This window comes from Streptomyces sp. NPDC048142, from assembly GCF_043202835.1.
GTDB lineage: Bacteria > Actinomycetota > Actinomycetes > Streptomycetales > Streptomycetaceae > Streptomyces.
Map to the genome: position 1 here is coordinate 1 of NZ_JBIDBC010000002.1, position 18,247 is coordinate 18,247.

At 70.6% G+C, this 18,247-nt stretch carries 14 protein-coding genes and 2 pseudogenes; 8 read left to right on the forward strand and 8 right to left on the reverse strand.

All coding sequences use genetic code 11. From position 1 onward, the window contains the following. Nucleotides 1–206: 206 nt before the first annotated feature. The 4 genes from ACGF2Y_RS02530 (at nucleotide 207) to ACGF2Y_RS02545 (ending at nucleotide 6,468) form a co-directional block, all read left to right on the forward strand. A complete protein-coding gene (locus tag ACGF2Y_RS02530) occupies nucleotides 207–830 on the forward strand; it encodes a Uma2 family endonuclease (RefSeq protein WP_392942587.1) in 624 nt (207 codons plus the stop codon). A 73-nt stretch (nucleotides 831–903) separates the two neighbouring features. Beyond that, a complete protein-coding gene (locus tag ACGF2Y_RS02535; RefSeq protein WP_392942589.1) occupies nucleotides 904–2,202 on the forward strand; it encodes a M18 family aminopeptidase in 1,299 nt (432 codons plus the stop codon). A 352-nt stretch (nucleotides 2,203–2,554) separates the two neighbouring features. Then, a complete protein-coding gene (locus tag ACGF2Y_RS02540; RefSeq protein ID WP_392942591.1) occupies nucleotides 2,555–5,440 on the forward strand; it encodes a BTAD domain-containing putative transcriptional regulator in 2,886 nt (961 codons plus the stop codon). Between the two features lie 299 nt (nucleotides 5,441–5,739). Beyond that, on the forward strand, nucleotides 5,740–6,468 hold the full coding sequence (locus tag ACGF2Y_RS02545; RefSeq protein WP_392942593.1) for a DUF4232 domain-containing protein: 729 nt from the start codon (nucleotides 5,740–5,742) through the stop codon (nucleotides 6,466–6,468). 53 nt (nucleotides 6,469–6,521) lie between these two features. Here the strand turns inward: ACGF2Y_RS02545 and ACGF2Y_RS02550 are convergent, their stop codons facing one another. The 3 genes from ACGF2Y_RS02550 to ACGF2Y_RS02560 all read right to left on the reverse strand — a co-directional run bounded on the left by ACGF2Y_RS02550 (nucleotide 6,522) and on the right by ACGF2Y_RS02560 (nucleotide 9,716). Further along, on the reverse strand, nucleotides 6,522–8,378 hold the full coding sequence (locus ACGF2Y_RS02550; RefSeq protein WP_392942595.1) for an NHL domain-containing thioredoxin family protein: 1,857 nt from the start codon (nucleotides 8,376–8,378) through the stop codon (nucleotides 6,522–6,524). 109 nt (nucleotides 8,379–8,487) lie between these two features. Next, a complete protein-coding gene (locus tag ACGF2Y_RS02555; RefSeq protein ID WP_392942597.1) occupies nucleotides 8,488–9,165 on the reverse strand; it encodes a class I SAM-dependent methyltransferase in 678 nt (225 codons plus the stop codon). A gap of 92 nt (nucleotides 9,166–9,257) precedes the next feature. Further along, nucleotides 9,258–9,716 carry a glycine-rich domain-containing protein gene (locus tag ACGF2Y_RS02560; protein ID WP_392275625.1) on the reverse strand — a complete coding sequence of 153 codons (459 nt, stop codon included), beginning with the start codon at nucleotides 9,714–9,716 and terminating at the stop codon, nucleotides 9,258–9,260. A 337-nt stretch (nucleotides 9,717–10,053) separates the two neighbouring features. Between ACGF2Y_RS02560 and ACGF2Y_RS02565 the strand changes: the two genes are divergently transcribed. Further along, nucleotides 10,054–10,833, forward strand: coding sequence for a helix-turn-helix domain-containing protein (locus tag ACGF2Y_RS02565; RefSeq protein ID WP_392942600.1), 780 nt, complete (start codon nucleotides 10,054–10,056; stop codon nucleotides 10,831–10,833). 202 nt (nucleotides 10,834–11,035) lie between these two features. Here ACGF2Y_RS02565 and ACGF2Y_RS02570 read toward each other — a convergent pair whose 3' ends face one another. Together ACGF2Y_RS02570 and ACGF2Y_RS02575 are read right to left on the reverse strand one after the other, a co-directional pair. Next, on the reverse strand, nucleotides 11,036–12,571 hold the full coding sequence (locus ACGF2Y_RS02570; protein WP_392942602.1) for a recombinase family protein: 1,536 nt from the start codon (nucleotides 12,569–12,571) through the stop codon (nucleotides 11,036–11,038). 72 nt (nucleotides 12,572–12,643) lie between these two features. Next, a pseudogene (locus ACGF2Y_RS02575) lies at nucleotides 12,644–12,832 on the reverse strand (alkyl hydroperoxide reductase); the annotation flags it as partial. Here ACGF2Y_RS02575 and ACGF2Y_RS02580 point away from each other — a divergent pair. Continuing rightward, nucleotides 12,831–13,322, forward strand: coding sequence for an LURP-one-related/scramblase family protein (locus tag ACGF2Y_RS02580; protein WP_392942604.1), 492 nt, complete (start codon nucleotides 12,831–12,833; stop codon nucleotides 13,320–13,322). The pseudogene ACGF2Y_RS02575 and the gene ACGF2Y_RS02580 sit on opposite strands and share 2 nt — an antisense overlap. A 114-nt stretch (nucleotides 13,323–13,436) precedes the next feature. Here ACGF2Y_RS02580 and ACGF2Y_RS02585 read toward each other — a convergent pair whose 3' ends face one another. Further along, the gene (locus tag ACGF2Y_RS02585) at nucleotides 13,437–14,237 is read right to left on the reverse strand and encodes a carbon-nitrogen family hydrolase (protein WP_392942606.1); all 801 of its coding nucleotides are present in this window, start codon (nucleotides 14,235–14,237) and stop codon (nucleotides 13,437–13,439) included. 220 nt (nucleotides 14,238–14,457) lie between these two features. On the opposite strand from ACGF2Y_RS02585, the gene ACGF2Y_RS02590 reads away from it, so the two are divergent. Continuing rightward, nucleotides 14,458–15,282 (forward strand): maleylpyruvate isomerase family mycothiol-dependent enzyme, encoded by an 825-nt coding sequence (locus tag ACGF2Y_RS02590; RefSeq protein ID WP_392942608.1) that lies wholly within the window; start codon nucleotides 14,458–14,460, stop codon nucleotides 15,280–15,282. 36 nt (nucleotides 15,283–15,318) lie between these two features. Here the strand turns inward: ACGF2Y_RS02590 and ACGF2Y_RS02595 are convergent, their stop codons facing one another. Both ACGF2Y_RS02595 and ACGF2Y_RS02600 read right to left on the reverse strand, forming a co-directional pair. Further along, nucleotides 15,319–16,626, reverse strand: a complete 1,308-nt coding sequence (locus tag ACGF2Y_RS02595) for a nitrate/nitrite transporter (RefSeq protein WP_392942610.1) — start codon at nucleotides 16,624–16,626, stop codon at nucleotides 15,319–15,321. After that, a complete protein-coding gene (locus tag ACGF2Y_RS02600; protein WP_392942612.1) occupies nucleotides 16,623–17,306 on the reverse strand; it encodes a GntR family transcriptional regulator in 684 nt (227 codons plus the stop codon). The genes ACGF2Y_RS02595 and ACGF2Y_RS02600 overlap by 4 nt, the downstream gene beginning before the upstream one ends. Before the next feature lie 416 nt (nucleotides 17,307–17,722). Between ACGF2Y_RS02600 and ACGF2Y_RS02605 the strand changes: the two are divergent. Further along, a pseudogene (locus ACGF2Y_RS02605) lies at nucleotides 17,723–18,110 on the forward strand (transposase); the annotation flags it as partial. Nucleotides 18,111–18,247: the final 137 nt, after the last annotated feature.

The window sequence follows — 18,247 nt, forward strand, 5'->3', positions numbered from 1 at the left end:
GAGCTACCTCGCCGGACTCCATCTCCGCGCCTCCATGATCTGGATCAAGGACCTCGCGCGGACCATCCATTGATCACAACTGGATACAGGCCCTAGACCTCGCACCTCATCAGTACGTCAACCAGCGCCGCCATCCGGAATTCGTTCGGGTGGCGGCGCTGTCGTATCAGCTGGGTACGCTGAGTGCACGGCCCATAATCCCGTCCATGGGAGGAACCATGACCGCCGAGGCACTGCCCGAATCGCTGCACCGCCAGCCGGACGGCCCGAAGTGGCCGGTCCCGCCGACGGACGGCTACACCGTGGACGAATTCTTCACGCTTGACCTCCCGCCGCACACAGAGCTGATCGACGGGAGCCTGGTTTTCGTGAGTCCGCAGCGAGACTTCCACACGCTGGCGATGTATCTGCTGGAGCAAGGGCTGCGGCAGCACGTTCCGAACGGCCTGCGCGTGCGTCGCGAGATGGCGATCGTGCTGAGCAAGAGAAACGCCCCGGAACCCGACGTCGTCGTGGTCAAGGCAGAAGCGATCGAGGGCCGCCGCCAGACCCGCTACCAGGCCGCCGACGTCCTGCTCGCCGTCGAGGTCGTCTCGCCCGACTCCGAGGACCGCGACCGCGACACCAAGCCGCACAAGTACGCGGCGGCGGGCATCCAGCACTTCTGGCTCGTCGAGATGACCGGCGAGAACGACCGCCCCATGGTCATCACCTACGAACTCGACCCGGTCAACAAGACGTACGTCTCCACCGGCGTCCACCACGACCGGCTCAAGCTCTCCGCCCCGTACGACATCGACATCGACCTGACCGCGATCGACGAGCTGTAGGCCCCGGAACCGGGGCCCACGGATCTCCCGGTCACCGGATACCGGACCCCGGGTCCTCGTTACAGTGAAGAACATGAGTTCCCCTCTCCGGTTCGACCGCGCGCACACCGATGACCTGATGTCCTTCCTGGCGGCCAGCCCGTCCCCGTACCACGCCGTGGCGAACGCCGCCGCGCTGCTGGCGGAGGCCGGCTTCCGGCAGGTCGAGGAGACCGCCGCCTGGGACGCGTCGGCCGGCGGGAAGTACGTGCTGCGCGGCGGGGCGATCGTCGCCTGGTACGTACCGGAGGGCGCAGCTGCGCACACCCCGTTCCGGATCGCCGGGGCGCACACCGACTCCCCGAACCTGCGGGTGAAGCCGCTGCCCGACACCGGGGCGCACGGCTGGCGCCAGATCGCCGTCGAGGTCTACGGCGGCACCCTGCTGAACACCTGGCTCGACCGGGACCTGGGCCTGGCCGGGCGGATCTCGCTGCGGGACGGCACCCACCGGCTGGTCAACATCGACCGGGCGCTGCTGCGGGTGCCGCAGCTGGCCGTGCACCTGGACCGGTCCGCCAACACCGAGGGGCTCAAGCTCGACCGGCAGAAGCACATGCAGCCGATCTGGGGACTCGGCGACGTCGAGGAGGGCGACCTGATCCGCTTCGTCGCCGAGGAGGCGGGCGTCGACGCGGAGGACGTCACCGGCTGGGACCTGATGCCGCACGCCATCGAGCCGCCCTCCTACCTGGGCCGGGACCAGGAGCTGGTGGCCGGGCCCCGGATGGACAACCTCCTCTCGGTGCACGCCGCGACCGCCGCCCTGGCCGCCGTGTCCGGGCAGCCCGACGCCGACATCCCGTACATCCCGGTGCTCGCGGCCTTCGACCACGAGGAGAACGGCTCGCAGTCCGACACCGGGGCCGACGGGCCGCTGCTCGGATCGGTGCTGGAGCGCTCGGTGTTCGCGCGCGGCGGCACGTACGAGGACCGCGCCCGCGCCTTCGCCGGCACGGTCTGCCTCTCCTCCGACACCGGCCACGCCGTGCACCCCAACTACGCGGAGCGGCACGACCCGACGCACCACCCGGTCGCCAACGGCGGGCCGATCCTCAAGGTCAACGTCAACATGCGGTACGCCACCGACGGCAGCGGCCGTGCCGTGTTCGCCGCGGCCTGCGAGAAGGCGGGCGTGCCGTGGCAGAGCTTCGTGTCCAACAACGCGATGCCCTGCGGCACCACGATCGGGCCGATCACCGCGGCCCGGCACGGCATCCAGACCGTGGACATCGGCGTGGCGATCCTCTCGATGCACAGCGCGCGTGAGCTGTGCGGCGCCGACGACCCGTATCTGCTGGCGAACGCGCTCGCCTCGTTCCTCGCGGGCTGAGCCGCGACCCAGCCACCGCCTCGCACATGGTTGCTGCCGGGCCGGGTACGCGACCCGTACACCGGCCCGGATTCCTGTCGGCATCGACCTGGTCGGCCGGATCGTGATGCCCGTCGGCCTTGTCGGCCTTGTCGTCCCTGTCGAGGGCTTCGTCCGCGTGAGCATCGCGCGACTACCGGTCCGCGTGAGCATCGTGCGACTACCGGTCCGCGTGAACAGCCGGTCCGCGTAAACGGCCGAAAGCCGTCGCCGGGTCGATCGGCTCTGCGTCGGACCTGCGGAATCCCCGATATTCTGGGCCTGATCCCGCGCCCCCATCGTGGGTACGTCCCGCCCGGAAGGGGAGCCGCCCGTGGAGTTCCGGCTGCTCGGCACGGTCTCCGTCGAAACGCTTACCGGGCCCCTGCCACTGGGGCCCGCCAAGCGGCGCAGCCTGCTCGCCGCCCTGCTGCTGTCCGCCAACACGCCCGTCTCCGTGGGCCGGCTGACGGACTGCCTCTGGGACAACGAGCCGCCCTCACAGGCCCGTGGCGTCATCCAGGGACACATCTCCCGGCTGCGCTCCCTGCTGGCGGGCGCGGACGCGGAGGCGTACGGAGTGGAGCTGGTCACCCTCGGCGACGCGTACGTGCTGCGGGCCCCGGAGACGCTGCTGGACTCGCAGCGGTTCGAGGAGCTGCTGATGCTGGCACGGGAGCAGCGCGGTCCCGCCGACGCCGTGCTGATGCTCAAGGAGGCCCTGTCCCTGTGGCAGGGGCCCGCGCTCAGCGGGGCGTTCGCCGGTCCGCCGCTCCGGGTGGCCGCGCACTCCCTGGAGGAATCACGGCTGGCGACGGTCGAGCAACTGGCCCGCGCGTACGGGGCGCTCGGTGAGCACCACCGGGCCGCCGCCCTGCTGACGGCGGAGACGGCGGCGCATCCGCTGCGCGAGTCGCTGGCCGCGGAACTGATGCTGGCGCTGTACCGGGCGGGGCGCCAGTCGGAGGCCCTGGACCGTTTCCACCGTACGAGGCGGCTCCTCGCCGACGAGCTGGGCATCGACCCGGGGCACGAGCTCGCCGACGCCTACGCGCTGATCCTGCGCGGCGACCCGGGGCCCACGAGCGCCGCCCCGCCGGCGGCCGCCGGACCCTCCCCTGCCGCCGTCCCGCCCAGCGCCACCGCCCCGCCCAGCGCCGGGGGTCCGTCCCGTGTCGCCGGGGGCGGTACGAATGCCGCCGGGGGCGGTACGAGTGTCACCGAGGGCGGTACGGAGACAGACTCCCCCGCCCCGCCGCATCCTCTTTTCCCAGCCGTTCCCCCGGCGTCCGCAGGCGAACCGCACCCCGTCGACCTGCTGCCCCGAGCGCCCCGCGGCTTCCACGGGCGGGCCGACGAACTGGCCGCGCTCAGCCGGTCGGCGGCGGGCGAGGCTCCCGTCTGTCTGGTCACCGGGCCGGCCGGGGTCGGCAAGACCGCGCTGGCCCTCCAGTGGGCGCACCGCAACTCCCCGCTCTTCCCGGACGGGCGGCTCTTCGCCGATCTGCGCGGGTTCAGCACGGCCGGGGAACCCGCGCTCATCGACGTCCTGCGGGAGTTCCTGCTCGCCCTCGGCGTCTCCCCGCGCCGCGTCCCGGAGTCCGTGCCGGCCGCCGCCGCGCTGTTCCGCTCACTGACCGCCCGGCGCAGACTGCTGGTGGTCCTGGACAACGCCCGCGACTCCGCCACCGTCAGGACGCTGCTGCCGGGCGGCGCCGACTGCGTCACGCTGGTCACCAGCCGCCACCGGCTGGAGGGGCTCATCGCCTCGGACGCCGCCCGGCCGGTCCCGCTCGACACCCTGGAGACCGACGACGGCACGGCGCTGCTCGCCGGAGTGCTGGGGGAGGAGCGGGTCCTCGCCGAACCGGTGGCGGCCCGCCGGCTCTCCGAGCTGTGCGGCGGCCTGCCCCTCGCCCTGCGCGTGACCGCGGCCCGCCTGGCGGGGCGGCCCCGCTGGACGCTGGCCACGCTCGCCGGCGAACTGGCCGACGAACGCGGCCGGCTGGCGTATCTCGACGTGGACGACACCGGGGTCGCCGCCGCACTGCGGCTCACCGTCCAGCATCTGCCGTCCGGGGCCGTCCACCAGCTCGCGCGGCTCGGCCACCATCCCGGCGGCCATTACGACCCGTACGCGGCGGCCGCCCTCGCGGGGACGGATCCGGTCACCGCGAAGGCGGCGCTGGAACAACTGGCCGCCGCCCACCTCGTGACCGAGACCGCCCCCGGGCGCTGGGTCCTGCACGACCTGGTGCGCCTGTACGCCCGGAGCCTGGACCCGGCGTCCGCGCGTGAGGCCCTGGTCGGGGTGCTCGACCACTGCATCGCGACCGCCCTGGCCGCCGCCGACACGGCGGAGCCCGGCGGCGAGCCCTGTTTCGTGCTCCCGGAGGACTACCGCAGGCCCAGCGCCGTACAGGACTTCGCCGACCGCGCGGAGGCGATGCGCTGGCTGGCCACCGAGCGCGAGGACCTGGCGCTGACCGCGCTCGCGGCCCGGAAGGCGGGGCTCGACGACCGGGCCTGGCGGATCATCCTGCTCCAGTGGCCGCAGATCGTGTGGCGGGCACGGGACAGCTGGTCCCCGTTGCTGGAACTGGCCCTGGAGTCGGCTCGCGCCGAGAAGGACCCGTACGCGGAGTCGAGGGTGCTCACGCTGCTGGGCTGGGTGCTGACGGAGGAGGGCCGCACCGCCGAGGCCGCCGCTCTGCTGGAGCGCTCGCCCGTGCTCGCCCGGGAGGCCGACGACCCGCTGGGCGAGGCGACCGCACTGATCAACCTGGCAGTCGTCCAGGCCGAACTCGGCGCGCTCCCCACCGCACTGGAGAACTGCGATCGCGCCGTCGAACTGGCCCGCCGGGAGGGGGACCGGCACACGGAGATGCTCACGCTCCAGCACCTGGCCCGGATGCATCTCACCGCGCACCGCCCCGAGGACGCGCTTGCCTGCGCCCGCGCCGCGCTCGATCTGGGACCCGAGCACGAGGAGGCGGCACGCCGCTCCCTGCTGCTGGCGGTCTGCGGCGAGGCACAACTGGCCCTGGGCGAGGAGGAGGACGGCGTCCGGCTGCTGGACCGGGCCGCGCAGGAGGCGGAACGGGCCGGCTACGACGAGGGGGCCGTACGGGCGCTGGAGGCGCTGCTGCGGGTGTCCGCACGGACGGAGTTCCGGCGGCGGCACGACGAGGCGCTGCGGCGGATGGCCGACGGGAGCTGAGCGGGCGAACCTCTGGGTGGTCCTCAGGAATCCGACGTCAGCAGGAGTCTGAGTGCTCTGGCGCGGCCGTGAGGAATCCGCCGTCAGCAGGACGTCGGAAACCTCTGGCGGGTCCTCGGAATCCGACATCAGCAGGACGTCGGAAACCTCTGGCGCGGTCCTCGGAATCCGACGTCAGCAGGACGTCAGCGGGACAGCAGCGATACGTGAGCGGCGGCGGGCAGAGTCGTTCCTGTCAGCACCTCAGGGCGAGCGTCTCGACCGGGCGTCCGCCTCACCGCCACTTCGGGGGAGTCTCCATGCGTACGTTCCGCAACCGCACCACCATCCTGGCCGCCGCGACCACGGCCGCCCTCGCTCTCGCACTCACCGCCTGCGGTGACAACGGCACCGGCACCAAGTCGGCGGGCCCGGCGGCGAGCGACTCCGCGACCGTCGGCACGGCGCCCGCCGAGTCCCCGAAGGCCGACGACGCGGCGGAGACCGGCACCACGGGATCCACCGGCAGCGGCACCGGAACCGCGCAGGCCACCGGCACGACCAAGATCTCCGACGGCTCCGGAACCACCGGCGGCACGTCCGCCAGGACCTCCGCCAAGGCCTCGGTCCCCCTCTGCACGGCGAAGGGTCTGAAGATCACCGCCGAGCGTCAGGACGGCCCGCCCTACACCCACCTCACGCTGAGTGCGAAGAACACCTCCGGCGCCGGCTGCGAGATGAAGGAGTACCCGCACATCCACTTCCTGGACAACGCGCGGGGCATCGTCCCGCCCGTCGCCAAGAGCAAGCCGGAGGTCCCGATGATCCTGGAGCCCGGCCAGTCCGCCTATGCCGCGGTGCGCATGTCCGAGGGCGGCCGGAAGGAGAACACCGAGACGGTGAAGGAGTTCACGGTCACGCTGAAGGCCAACGGCGGCGGCATGGCGGTCGTGAAGTCCCCCGCCCCCGAGGGTCTCTCCGTCAACCCGCAGAAGTGGGCCACGGGCTACTGGACCACCGAGCTCCGCAACGGCGCCGACGACTTCTAGGCGGCCGGGGCGGGCCGGGGTGCGGGCCGCCTGCCCACCCCCCTCAGCCCGCCTCAGCCCTGCTCGTCCATGCCTGCCAGCACCAGCGGCAGCCGGGGCGTTCCCTCCGCGGTCACGCGGACGGGGACGCCCCAGTCCTGTTGGTGCATGTGGCAGGCCGGGTACTCGGTGGCCGGGTCGTCGTCGCAGGACGCCGCCATCGCGGAGACATGCAGCACGCCCTCGGTGACCCCGTCCGCGAGGACCAGGTCGCGCCCGAGGTCCGTCCCCGCGCCGGAGCCCTCCGCCAGCAGCTCGGGCGGGGTCGCGGAGACCAGCAGCCGGGTCGACGGACCGTAGCGGGTGTCCAGCTTCTGGCCCGCGGGCGCCTGGAAGACGACGTCGAGGCGGAGGGTGCCCGGGGCGATCTCGGTGGCCGCCCGCTGGGTGCGGTGCGCCTGGCCGGCCACCCGGGCCGCCTCCTCGGGCAGCCGGAGCCGGGTCAGCCGGTGGCGGGCCGACTCGACGACGACGAGATCGCCGTCGACCAGCACCGCGTCGCTGGGCTCACGGACATCGGTGGCCAGCGTGGTGACTTCGCCGGAGGCCGGGTCGTACCGGCGCAGGGCGTGGTTGTAGGTGTCGCTGATCGCGACGGACCCGTCGGGCAGCGCGGTCACGCCGAGCGGATGCTGCAGGAGCGCCTGGCCGGCGGCCCCGTCGCGGTGGCCGAAGTCGAAGAGGCCGGTGCCGACGGCGGTGTGCACCAGCTCGTCGCGGTCGACCCAGCGCAGCGCGGAGGTCTCGGAGTCGGCGACCCAGAGCCGCTCCCCGTCGGCGGAGACGGCGAGCCCGGACGGCTGGGCGAACCACGCCTCGGCGGCCGGCCCGTCGACCAGGCCCTCATTGGTGGTCCCGGCGGCGACGCGTACGGTCACGCTCTCCGGGTCGTACGTCCACAGCTGGTGCACGCCCGCCATGGCGATCCACAGCCGGTCGCCGAACCAGGCGATGTCCCACGGCGAGGAAAGGTCCACCTCGCGCGCCGGACCGCTGGCCGGCGTCCCCTGCCACCACTGGCGGCCGGTCCCGGCGAGGGTGCTGGTCGTCCCGGTCGTGAGGTCCAGGGCGCGGATCGCGTGGTTGACGGTGTCCGCGACGGCGATGCGGCCGTCCGGGAGCACGGCGAGCCCCTGCGGTTCGCTGAACCGGACCTCGTCCGGGCCGCCGTCGTTCAGGCCGCGTTCGCCCGTGCCGAAGTGACGTCGTACGGTCTCGCCGTCCGCGTCCAGCTCGACCAGTCGGTGCCGGGTGGTGTCGGAGACCAGGAAGCCCCCGTCCGGCAGGAGCAGCGCCTTGCCGGGGAAGCGCAGATGCGTGGCGACGGGCTCGGGCGCGACGTAGGGGCCGTCGCCGCGGCGGAGCGTGCCCTTGGCTGCGTGCTCGGCCTCCAGCTCCTCGACGAGCTTCTCGATGGCATGCGCGTGGCCCTCACCCGCGTGCTGGGCGACGACATAGCCCTCGGGGTCGATCACGACGAGCGTCGGCCAGGCACGTACGGCGTACTGCTTCCAGGTGGCCAGCTCGGGGTCGTCGAGGACGGGGTGATGGACCTCGTAGCGCTCGACAGCGTCGACGACGGCCTGGTGCTCGGCCTCGTGGACGAACTTCGGCGAGTGGACGCCGACGATCACCACGGTGTCGCGGTGCTTCTCCTCCAGCTCGCGCAGTTCGTCCAGGACATGCAGACAGTTCACACAGCAGAACGTCCAGAAGTCGAGGATGACGATGCGTCCTCGCAGGTCAGCGAGGGTGTACTGCTGGTCGCCTGTATTGAGCCAGCCGCCCTTGCCGATGAGTTCAGGGGCGCGGACACGAGCACGCTTGCGGGGTGCGGGCGCGGGGGTGGGCGCCGGGGCAGCATCGTTCATCCTTCAAGCTTGCCATTGGCCCATGAACACCGGATCACGACCGTACGACGCCGTTGTCCTGCGCAGCTACGGGATCCGCTCCACCACGGAACGCTCGTGATCAACACAACTAGCCCCCTTGGACGCCCCGGACGAACAGGGTGCCTGTGTGCCGACTCCCGGCAGCTGGGGCAAGCACGGACGCTGACACGTCCACGAAGCCGTGTTCCTTGAGAATCAGCGCCCACACATCGGGTTCGTAGTCCCACCGCTTGACGACAGCGGGGTCTTCTTCGGGCCCGCGCGGGATGTATGACGCCTGGCAGCCGTAGCACCCTTCAACCGGGGGACGCTGGGAGAAGGCGAAGACGCCACCCGGCTTGAGGTTCGCGTGAACCATCGGCAGCAGAAGACCGGGGTCGGTGAACCAGGCAGCGCCGAACACGCTGTAGACCGCATCGAAGATCGTGAACGTGTCTCCGAGATAGGTGAGCGCGTCGGCCTGGTGGAGTTCCAACCCGTCCACGCCCGGCCACCGCTCGCGTGCCTTGTCGAGCTGCTTGGCGGAGAGGTCGATCCCGACGGACTTCATGCCGAGCGTTGCGAGATGAGCGGCGTTCCCTCCAGACCCGCACCCGAGATCGAGCACGCGGTCTCCCGGGTTGAGCTTGAGCACGTCGGCCCTGGGGCCGTGGTCCGGGTACTGGGTCCAGTTGAACCATGTGGTCTCGCCCTTGGCGTTGGTCTTCCGCCGCTGGGGCTTGCTCTGCGAGTAGGTGTCCCATGCGTTGCTGCGAGCGTCAGTCACTACCTGTCCGTTCTCGTTCACGGCGACAGCCGCCCGGCACGATACCGGGCGGCTGAAGCTCTCGTGGGTCAGTCGCTCCGCTTGAGTCGGAGCTATTTGGCAACGGGGCTGTCGGAGCAGCCCGCGTAGCTCTGGGTGCAGTCGGCTGCGCCGTTGATCGGCCAGAACTCCGGGTCCACGTCGAAGCCGGCCGATCGGATCACCTCGGCCGTCCGACGCATCGCGGCCCGGCCCTCGGCGGGGTCGTGGCCGTTGTTGCGGTCGGGGACGTGGTGGATGAATCCGCCGCCGAGCGCGTCGCAGACCCTGGCGTAGTCCTTGGTGTGGAGCACGAGTGCGTGCCAGAAGAGGTCCACGCGAAGGCTGGGCGTGGCCCTCTCCGTGGTGTTCGCGGCGACGGCGAGGAAGGCCGCCACCTGGTTGACGCCGCGCTGGCCCTGGTCGTCGGTCATCTCCGGCCAGGAGTCCTCGCGGACCATGGTGATGAGGTCGGCCCTCAGCTCCGGGGTGATGAGGTCGTACACGGTCTTCGTCGTGTCGGTGATCGTCACGTCTGTGCCTTCCTCGTCTGTGAGGAACATCGGGGGCACCTGCAGGGGGGCCAGGCGGCGGAGGCCATGGGGGTCAACGGCTTCTCGGCGCTGCTGCTGGGGTAGATCACCTCAGAGCCGAACGTCTGGCCGGAGTCGCGAGACACCCGCACGGTCATGGTCATCGTTAGCCTTCCGCTTGCCCGGTCCGGTTGGTGAAGCGATGTTCCCGCCGCCGGTCGGTCGGAACGACGACGCTTCGGGCGTCGCCTGGGCGTCACTCAGTGGGGTGTCAATGACGCCCTCCAGGGCGTCAAACCGGTGTCATTGCATGGCTGTTCGGTCTAGCTTTGACGTCGTGACGACGACCGCCGTAGTGCCGAATGATGTGCTGCGGGCCGTGCGTATCGGCCTGCGCTTAAGCCAAGACGACTTCGCCAAGGCGCTCCGCCGGGCAGGTGCGGAACTGGGGGAGCCGAACGAGGCTTCCAAGCGGCTGGTGCAGCGCTGGGAGTCCGGCACGAGCAAGACGCCTCGGGGCGTGTACGCCAGGGCCTTAGAACGGGTCACTGGGCGTCCGGTCGAGGCACTGGGGTTCGCCCTGCCGGTGCCGACGGCACGAGTCCACGCAGACGGGAAGGGAGGGCATGACATGGAGACCGGCACAACCGGTGTCGCGTCTGCCTCTGTAGGCGCGCAGCCCACCGCGCAGACGGGTGAGGAGACGTTTTCGGGAGTGTGGCTCAGCCGCTACGAGTTCTTCTCTTCCAGCCGGGGCGACTCGTACGAGGGCAAGCACTACGCAGTGATCGTCCAGCACGGGAACCGGCTGACCGTTCAGAGTCTGCCCGGGGCGAGCAGCAACCCGGACAGCCCGCTCACGCTGGATCTCACTGTCGATCGCAACGTGGTCACGGGTACGTGGGTCGAGCAGACTGCCGCAGACGGCTACTACAACGGGGCCCGCTACCACGGGGCCATCCAACTCCTGGTCGAGCCGACCGGACGGCGCATGGCCGGAAAGTGGGTCGGCTTCGGCAAGGACTTCGACGTGAATACCGGCCCCTGGGAACTGCGGCTGGTGGACCGGTCCACGAGCAAGGCGACGCTGGAGAAGTACAGCCAGCCGCCGGAGTGACATCCGACGGGGCACCTGATGGGGCGAAGACCCCACGGGGTGGGGCCTTCGGCGGGCTTTGCAGGGTGTTAACTGTGCCGCTCTCGCGCCTTCGGCGGTCGATATGCGCTGGTCAGAGCCCACGATGGGCCCGAAAATCGGGGGCACACCCAGCGTGCGCGTTCCGAGCTGTGGCCGGGGAGGAGGTAGTGGACTTCGACCGTCATTCCGTCACTTCGTCACCCGCCGACTCCGCCCCAGCACCGTCTCTCGTCGCCCAGACGATCCGGCAGCGCTCGTCACCGTCGAACCTCACGCCCGCCCGGCCTCGCTGGACTTCCACGCGATCGATTGCGAGGCCAAGGCGTTCACGCCTTCCGGCCGCATCATCGGCTTCCCAAGCTTCACGCAGCAGGCTCGCATCCAGGAGCGGAGAGATGTCAACGGAAGGGGTCGGCATCCGCAGTAGGTCCGCGCGCAGCCCCTCGATCCGGTTACGAAGTCGTCCGGCGAGCCGGTTGTACCGGTCGACCGCGTCTGCCCCGGTGAACTCGCCGCAGACGTATCTGGCCTCCTCCAGGTCTGCCAGGCGGGCCCCCTCGTCCGCGATCTCCGCCTCGATCGCGTCCCTCTTCGCGAAGACCTCCGGGTCCTCCCTCTGCACCCAGCGGTCGGCGATCACGGCGAGCAGCGGGTCCTGGGGCTCCAGGGATGGCAGGCGGGAGAGAAACGCCCGGGTCACGTAGTCGTCGATACTCTCCACCCGAGCCGATACGCCGGAGCATCCTCGCCCCATCCGGTGGCTGGAGCACTGGTACGACGTGCCGGCCTTGCTCATCCGGGCGCCGCAGAGCCCACAGCGCGCTATGCCGGTGAGCAGTGACTTGCCCTGCTTGTGGCCGTGCCGCTTTCCCGCCAGAGGAAACGTCCGTGCTTCGAGCTGGCGGAGGATGAGTTCGCGCTCCCCGACCGTGATGATCCCCTCGCCGATACTCACTGTTTCGAGCGTCTCCGGGTCTCGGTAAGGAGAGACCCGGTTCATGTACTTGCGTGTCCCGTCCGGCTGCTCCTCGTACTCGGTCTGCGGCATGAGACCGGCGAAGGCCGGTGAGCGAAGGAGTTGCATGACGCTGGACGAGTTCCACTCGCCTCCACGGGCGGACTCCACCCCGTGCTCGTTCAGCAACCGGGCGATGTGGACGAGGGCCTTCCCGGACAGCGCCTCGTCGGCGATCAGGCGGGCGTAGACGGCGGTCTCGGGGTCGTGGACGAGCTTCTTCGCCTCCGGGTCCACCAGCAGCCCGTAGGGCGGCTGTCCGCCGATCCACTGACCCCGCTGGCGTAGGTACCGCTTCGCGTTGCCGACGCGCATCCCAAGGTTGCGCGACTCGTTGCGCGCCAGTTCCGCCAGCATCGCGATGGTGACCCGGGCGCTGTCGTTCCTCGTGTCGAGACCGTCCATGACGGAGACCAGCCGTCCGCCGACCCGGCCTATGTCGTCCAGCGCCTTGCCGACCTCGCCGATGCCCTTGCGGGACAGGCGGTCGAGCTTCCAGACGATCAGAACGCCCACGACGCCGGCCGTGGCTGCTGTGATCGCCGCATCGAACCCCTTGCGGCTGACGTTCTTGTAACCGGAACGTCCACGGTCGATGTGGACCTTGCGGACGGTCAGTCCGTTGCGCTCCGCCCACGCGCGGCAGTCGGCTTCCTGGCGGCCGATCGCGGTCGTGCCCTCCCGGTCAAGGGACAGGCGCAAGTACAGATCCGCTGTGGTGTGTTGGTGCACATCCTCACGCTGGCGAGGAGTGCGCACATTGGTTCAGGAAATCCAAAAGTCGAGGATGACGATGCGTCCTCGCAGGTCAGCGAGGGTGTACTGCTGGTCGCCTGTATTGAGCCAGCCGCCCTTGCCGATGAGTTCGGGGGCGCGGACGCGCGCACGTGTTGCCATGCCACCAGTCAACACCGTGACCGCCTGCCCGCATTCCGCCGGGCCCCGGGGGAACCTGTGACGCATGAGACTTCTCGTACGTGAGCGGCTGTTCGCCATCGGCGACGACTACTGGATCGAGGACGACGGGGGCCGCAAGGTCTTCCTGGTCGACGGCAAGGCGATGCGGCTGCGCGACACCTTCGAGCTGAAGGACGCCGACGGCCGGGTCCTGATCGAGCTGCGGCAGAAGCTGATCAGCCTGCGCGACACGATGCTCATCGAGAGGGGCGGCGAAGAGCTGGCCACGGTCAAGCGCAAGCGGCTGTCGCTGCTCCGCAACCACTACCGGGTCACGCTGGTGGACGGCACGGAGCTGGACGTCAGCGGCAAGATCCTGGACCGCGAGTTCGCCATCGAGTACGACGGCGAACTGCTGGCCCAGATCTCGCGCCGCTGGCTGACCATCCGGGACACGTACGGCATCGACGTCGTCCGGGACGACGCCGACACCGCGCTGCTCGTCGCCGTGGCGATGTGCGTGATCGTGCTGGCGGACAAGGAGAAGGAGGGCTGAGCGGGCTCCCACACCCAGGAGTTCGTTGTTTCACGCACCTGCGCTGCGCACGCACCTGGGCTGTTTCACGCACCTGCGTTGTTTCACGTGAAACAGCGAACTCCGGGACACGCTTCAGGAGCTGAGGCGCGGCGGCGCGAGCCCCAGGCGGCGGTCCTTCAGGGCCGGGAATTGCTCCCGGGTCGCGCGCACCTTCGCCGGGTCCAGCTCGACGGTCAGGACCTCCTCGTCCGCACCCGCCTGGGCCAGCACCTCGCCCCAGGGATCCACGACGATGCTGTGCCCGGCCTGCTGGACATCGGCGTGGGTCCCCGCCGTCCCGACAGCCAGGACGTACGCCTGGTTCTCCACGGCACGGGCCTGCGCCAGGAGCGTCCAGTGGGCGCGCCGGCGCTCGGGCCAGCCCGCCGCGACGACCAGCGTCTCGGCGCCCGCGTCGACGAGCCCCCGGAACTGCTCGGGGAAGCGCAGGTCGTAACAGGTGGCGAGGCCCAGCGTGGTGTCCGGCAGGGCGACGGTCACCAGCTCCTCGCCCGCGCCCATCATCACCGCCTCACCCCGGTCGAAGCCGAAGCGGTGGATCTTGCGGTAGCGGGCCGAGCGCTCGCCCTCGGGCGAGAAGACCAGGCTGGTGTTGTAGAGCGTGCCATCGTCCGCGCGTTCGACGAAGGAGCCGGCGTGCAGCCAGACTCCGGCCTCGGCAGCGGCCTTCGCCATCACCTCGTGGGTGGGGCCCGCGAGCGGTTCGGCCTCCTCGGCGAACGCCGGGTAGGCGAACGCCCCGACCGTCCAGAGCTCGGGAAGAACCACCAGGTCAACGCCCTGTTGGGCGACCACGAGGGAAGCCGCTCGCGCCCTGCGGGCATCGACGGATTCGTCCGGGTCCACTGCGATCTGGATGAGGGAGGCGCGCACACTACCACCGTCCTGGCATTCAAGCCGTCAACACGGGCCTACGATCGTCACACGAAAGCACTGCCGGGGTGCCTGCTCGCAGCGTAACTTGGACCCACCGCCGGTGGGTCCGGCGGTCGAACCTCCCACGCAGCTCGCCGACAGCGCCGTCAGTGCCGGCCCACCCGCCGTCACTCCCTGCTCTCCAGCCCATGCACCGCAGAACCGCACGAGGGGTCCCGTGACCGTCCATCCCAGCCTCCAGCCCTACACCGACGCCGCGACCCACTCCATCGAGGCGATAGCCGAGCTGGTGAAGCCCCTCGCCGAGAGCGAGTGGAACCGCCGTACGCCCTGCCCGGGATGGTCGGTGCGCGACATCGTGTCGCACGTCATCGGCATGGAGTGCGAGATGCTCGGCGATCCCCGGCCGATCCACACCCTGCCGCGCGACCTCTACCACGTACAGAGCGACTTCGCCCGTTACATGGAGATGCAGGTAGACGTCCGGCGGCACCACACGGCCCCGGAGATCACCTCCGAGCTGGAGTACGTCCTCATCCGCCGGGCCCGCCAGCTCCGCAACGAGTCGCGCGGCCCCGAGGCCAAGGTCCGCGCCCCGCTGGGCACCGAGCAGACCCTCCAAGTGGCGCTGAACCTTCGGGCCTTCGACGTCTGGGTGCACGAACAGGATCTGCGCACCACGCTCGGCCAGCCGGGCAACCTGGACTCTCCCGGTGCCCTGATCACCCGGGACATGCTGCTCGCCGGGCTGCCGAAGGTCGTCGCCAAGAGCGCGGGTGCGCCCGCCGGTTCGGCGGTCGTCTTCGATGTGCACGGCCCGGTGGAGTTCCTGCGGACGGTCCGGGTCGACGCGGAGGGCCGCGGTTCGGTCGACGGCGCGCCCTCGCTGGGCCCCGCCGTGACGCTGTCGCTGGACTGGGAGACGTACGTCCGGCTCGCCTGCGGCCGGGTCCGGCACGCGGCCGTCACCGACCGGATCAAGGTCGAGGGCGACCAGGAGCTGGCCACCGCGATCCTGGACAACTTCGCCGTCACGCCGTAGCCGCTTCGCCCGGTACGTGCCCGCGCCTCGGAAGGGTTACGCGGGCACGTGCACGGCCTCGACGCGGCTGACCACGTGGTGCTCACGCTCCCTGAGCGCCGCCCGGCGGCGCAGCCGCAGGATCTGGGTGACACCGAGCGCCTCCAGGACGAAGACCGAGGCGAACGCGACACGGTAGTTGTCGCCCGTGGCGTCCAGCAGGACCCCGACGGCGAACAGCGTGGTCATCGAGGCGACGAACCCGCCCATGTTGACGATTCCCGAGGCGGTGCCCTGACGCTCGGGCGGATTGGCCGGACGGGCGAAGTCGAAGCCGACCATCGAGGCCGGCCCGCAGGCGCCGAGCACCACGCACAGGACGACCAGCAGCCACATCGGCGTGTGGTCGGCCGGGTAGAAGATCGCGGACGCCCAGAGCAGGGCCGTCGTCGCCACCGTGCCCAGCGCGATCGGGACCCGCGCCTCGTGGTGGCGGGCGATGATCTGCCCGTAGACGAGCCCCACCACCATGTTGGACAGCACCACCAGGGTGAGCAGCGTGCCCGCCGTGCCCCGGCTCAGCCCCTGCGCCTCGACCAGGAACGGCATCCCCCACAGCAGCAGGAACACCATCGCCGGGAACTGGGTCGTGAAGTGCACCCACATCCCGAGCCGGGTGCCGGGCTCCCGCCAGGCGGCGGCGATCTGCCGGCGGACGTACGCGGCCCCGGCGTGCTCGGCGGGCGGTGGCTCGTGGCCCGCGGGGTGGTCCTTGAGGAACAACAGGAGCAGCACCAGCACCACGACACCTGCCAGCGAGCTGCCGACGAAGGTCGTGGTCCAGCCGTAGCTGTGCAGCGCCCGCGCGATGAACAGCGTCGAGACGAGGTTGCCCGCCATCCCGAACAGCGCCGCGACCTGGCCGATCAGCGGCCCGCGCCGGGCCGGGAACCAGCGGCTGCCGAGCCGCAGCACGCTGATGAACGTCATCGCGTCGCCGCAGCCGAGCAGCGCGCGGGCCGCCAGCGCCATCCCGTACGAGGGGGAGAGCGCGAAGCCGAGCTGCCCCACGGTGAACAGGACGACCCCGATGGTGAGGACCTTCTTGGTGCCGAGCCGGTCGACCATCAGCCCGACGGGTATCTGCATGCCCGCGTAGACGAGGAGCTGGAGGATCGAGAACATGGACAGCGCGGAGGCGTTGACGTGGAACCGGTCGGCGGCGTCGAGTCCGGCGACGCCCAGGCTCGTACGGAAGATGATCGCGACGAAGTAGACGGCGACCCCGATGCCCCAGACCCAGGCGGCCCGCCGACCGCCGGGTGGATCGCCGGGCAGGGAGAGCGTGGGCGCGGCCGAACTCACCGGTCCTCACCCCGCACCAGCACCCGCACCCGGCCGACATGGCGGCGCACGACCAGAGCCGCCCCCTCGGCGTCCCCGGCCCGGATCGCCTCCAGCAGCTCACCGTGCTCGGTGATGTTGGCCGCGATCCTGCCGGGGTGGGCCTCCATCACCGCGACGCCCATCCGCAGCTGACGGTCGCGCAGCTGGTCGTAGAGGCGCGAGAGAATCTCGTTGCCCGCGTGTCTCACGATCTCGGCGTGGAAGCAGCGGTCCTTGACGGCCACCGCCGCCAGGTCGCCGTCCTCCGCCAACTGCCGCTGTTCCTGAAGGAGCTGTTCCAGCCGGGCGATCAACTGCGCGGAGGCGGGCACCGCCTTGCGCGCGGCGAACTCCTCGACCAGCAGCCGGGTCTCCACCACGTCCTTGATCTCCTGCGCGGAGACGGCCAGGACGAGCGCGCCCTTCTTCGGGTAGAGCTTGATCAGCCCCTCGACCTCCAGCCGCAGCAGCGCCTCACGCACTGGCGTCCGGGAGACGCCGACCGCGTCCGCCAGGTCCCCTTCGGTGAGCAGCGTCCCGCCCTCGTAACGGCGGTCCAGGACGGCTTCCTTGATGTGCGTGTAGACGCGCTCGGCGGCGGGCGGGCGCTTGAGGGAAGAGGACGTGGACCGTACGGGGGCGGAGGGTGCGGCAGGCATGCGCACATCATAGATACAACATGCACGCATGTGGGGCGGGGGTCCGGATTCTGGACCGCGACTGGTTTCCCGCACCGAAGACGCGCCTCGCAGCGTGCGCCAGTTCAGCAGGTACCAGGTGACAGGTGACGCCATCGAAGAAGTGTGTCCAACCGCATTCAAGAGCTTCTACGGCGCAGTGGTCTCCAGGGTTGCCAAGCAAAGCCAGTGGCACACGGCGAAGAGCCTGAGCAGGCGAGTGAGGCGTTCTGACGCAGGAGTGCACCCCCGATCTCTCACCGGCTCGATGCCCTGACGGGCTCGGTGACGTTTGCCGAGGTCTTGACGCTCCGTGCTACCACCACGGCCGTGACTGGCCGGCGCCACAGCAGTGCGCCTGCTGGTCCTGTCGCACTAGCAGGTCGTAGACCTGCTCGATCGTCCCCAAGGAGCGGGCCCGCCCCAGCTCCCAGTTGCGCCCCACCGACGTTGATGGACTGCGGCTGACTTGCTTTGCCATCAGCACCACCGACATGGTGACAGCGGCACTGGAGCTGCGGCACCGCCAGCAGGCCCGAGCCGAAGACCCGTTCAGGCCCCCGGGCCACCGGCCCGCGCAGCCTGCCCCTGCACGACACCGCGCAGAACCGGATCCAGCTGGAAGGCGTTCAGCTCGTCCTTGACCTGCTGGCCTGGATGCACATGCTGACGCTGACGAGCAGAACTCGCAGGTGGGATCCCCGCAGTGTCAGGCTCCGCCTGTTCTCCGCAGCCGCCCAGATCGTCACGACGGCCCGCCGACGGCACCTGAGATTCGCACGCCACTGACCTACGGACCACCGACGCCCTGGCACGACTCGAAGCTCTCCCGAACTCCGGCTGGCCAACACGTTCCCGCCCCTGCGAGCGGCAACATTTCACCGGTGCCGTGGAAACCGGCGCACACCCGACGCGACAGCCGG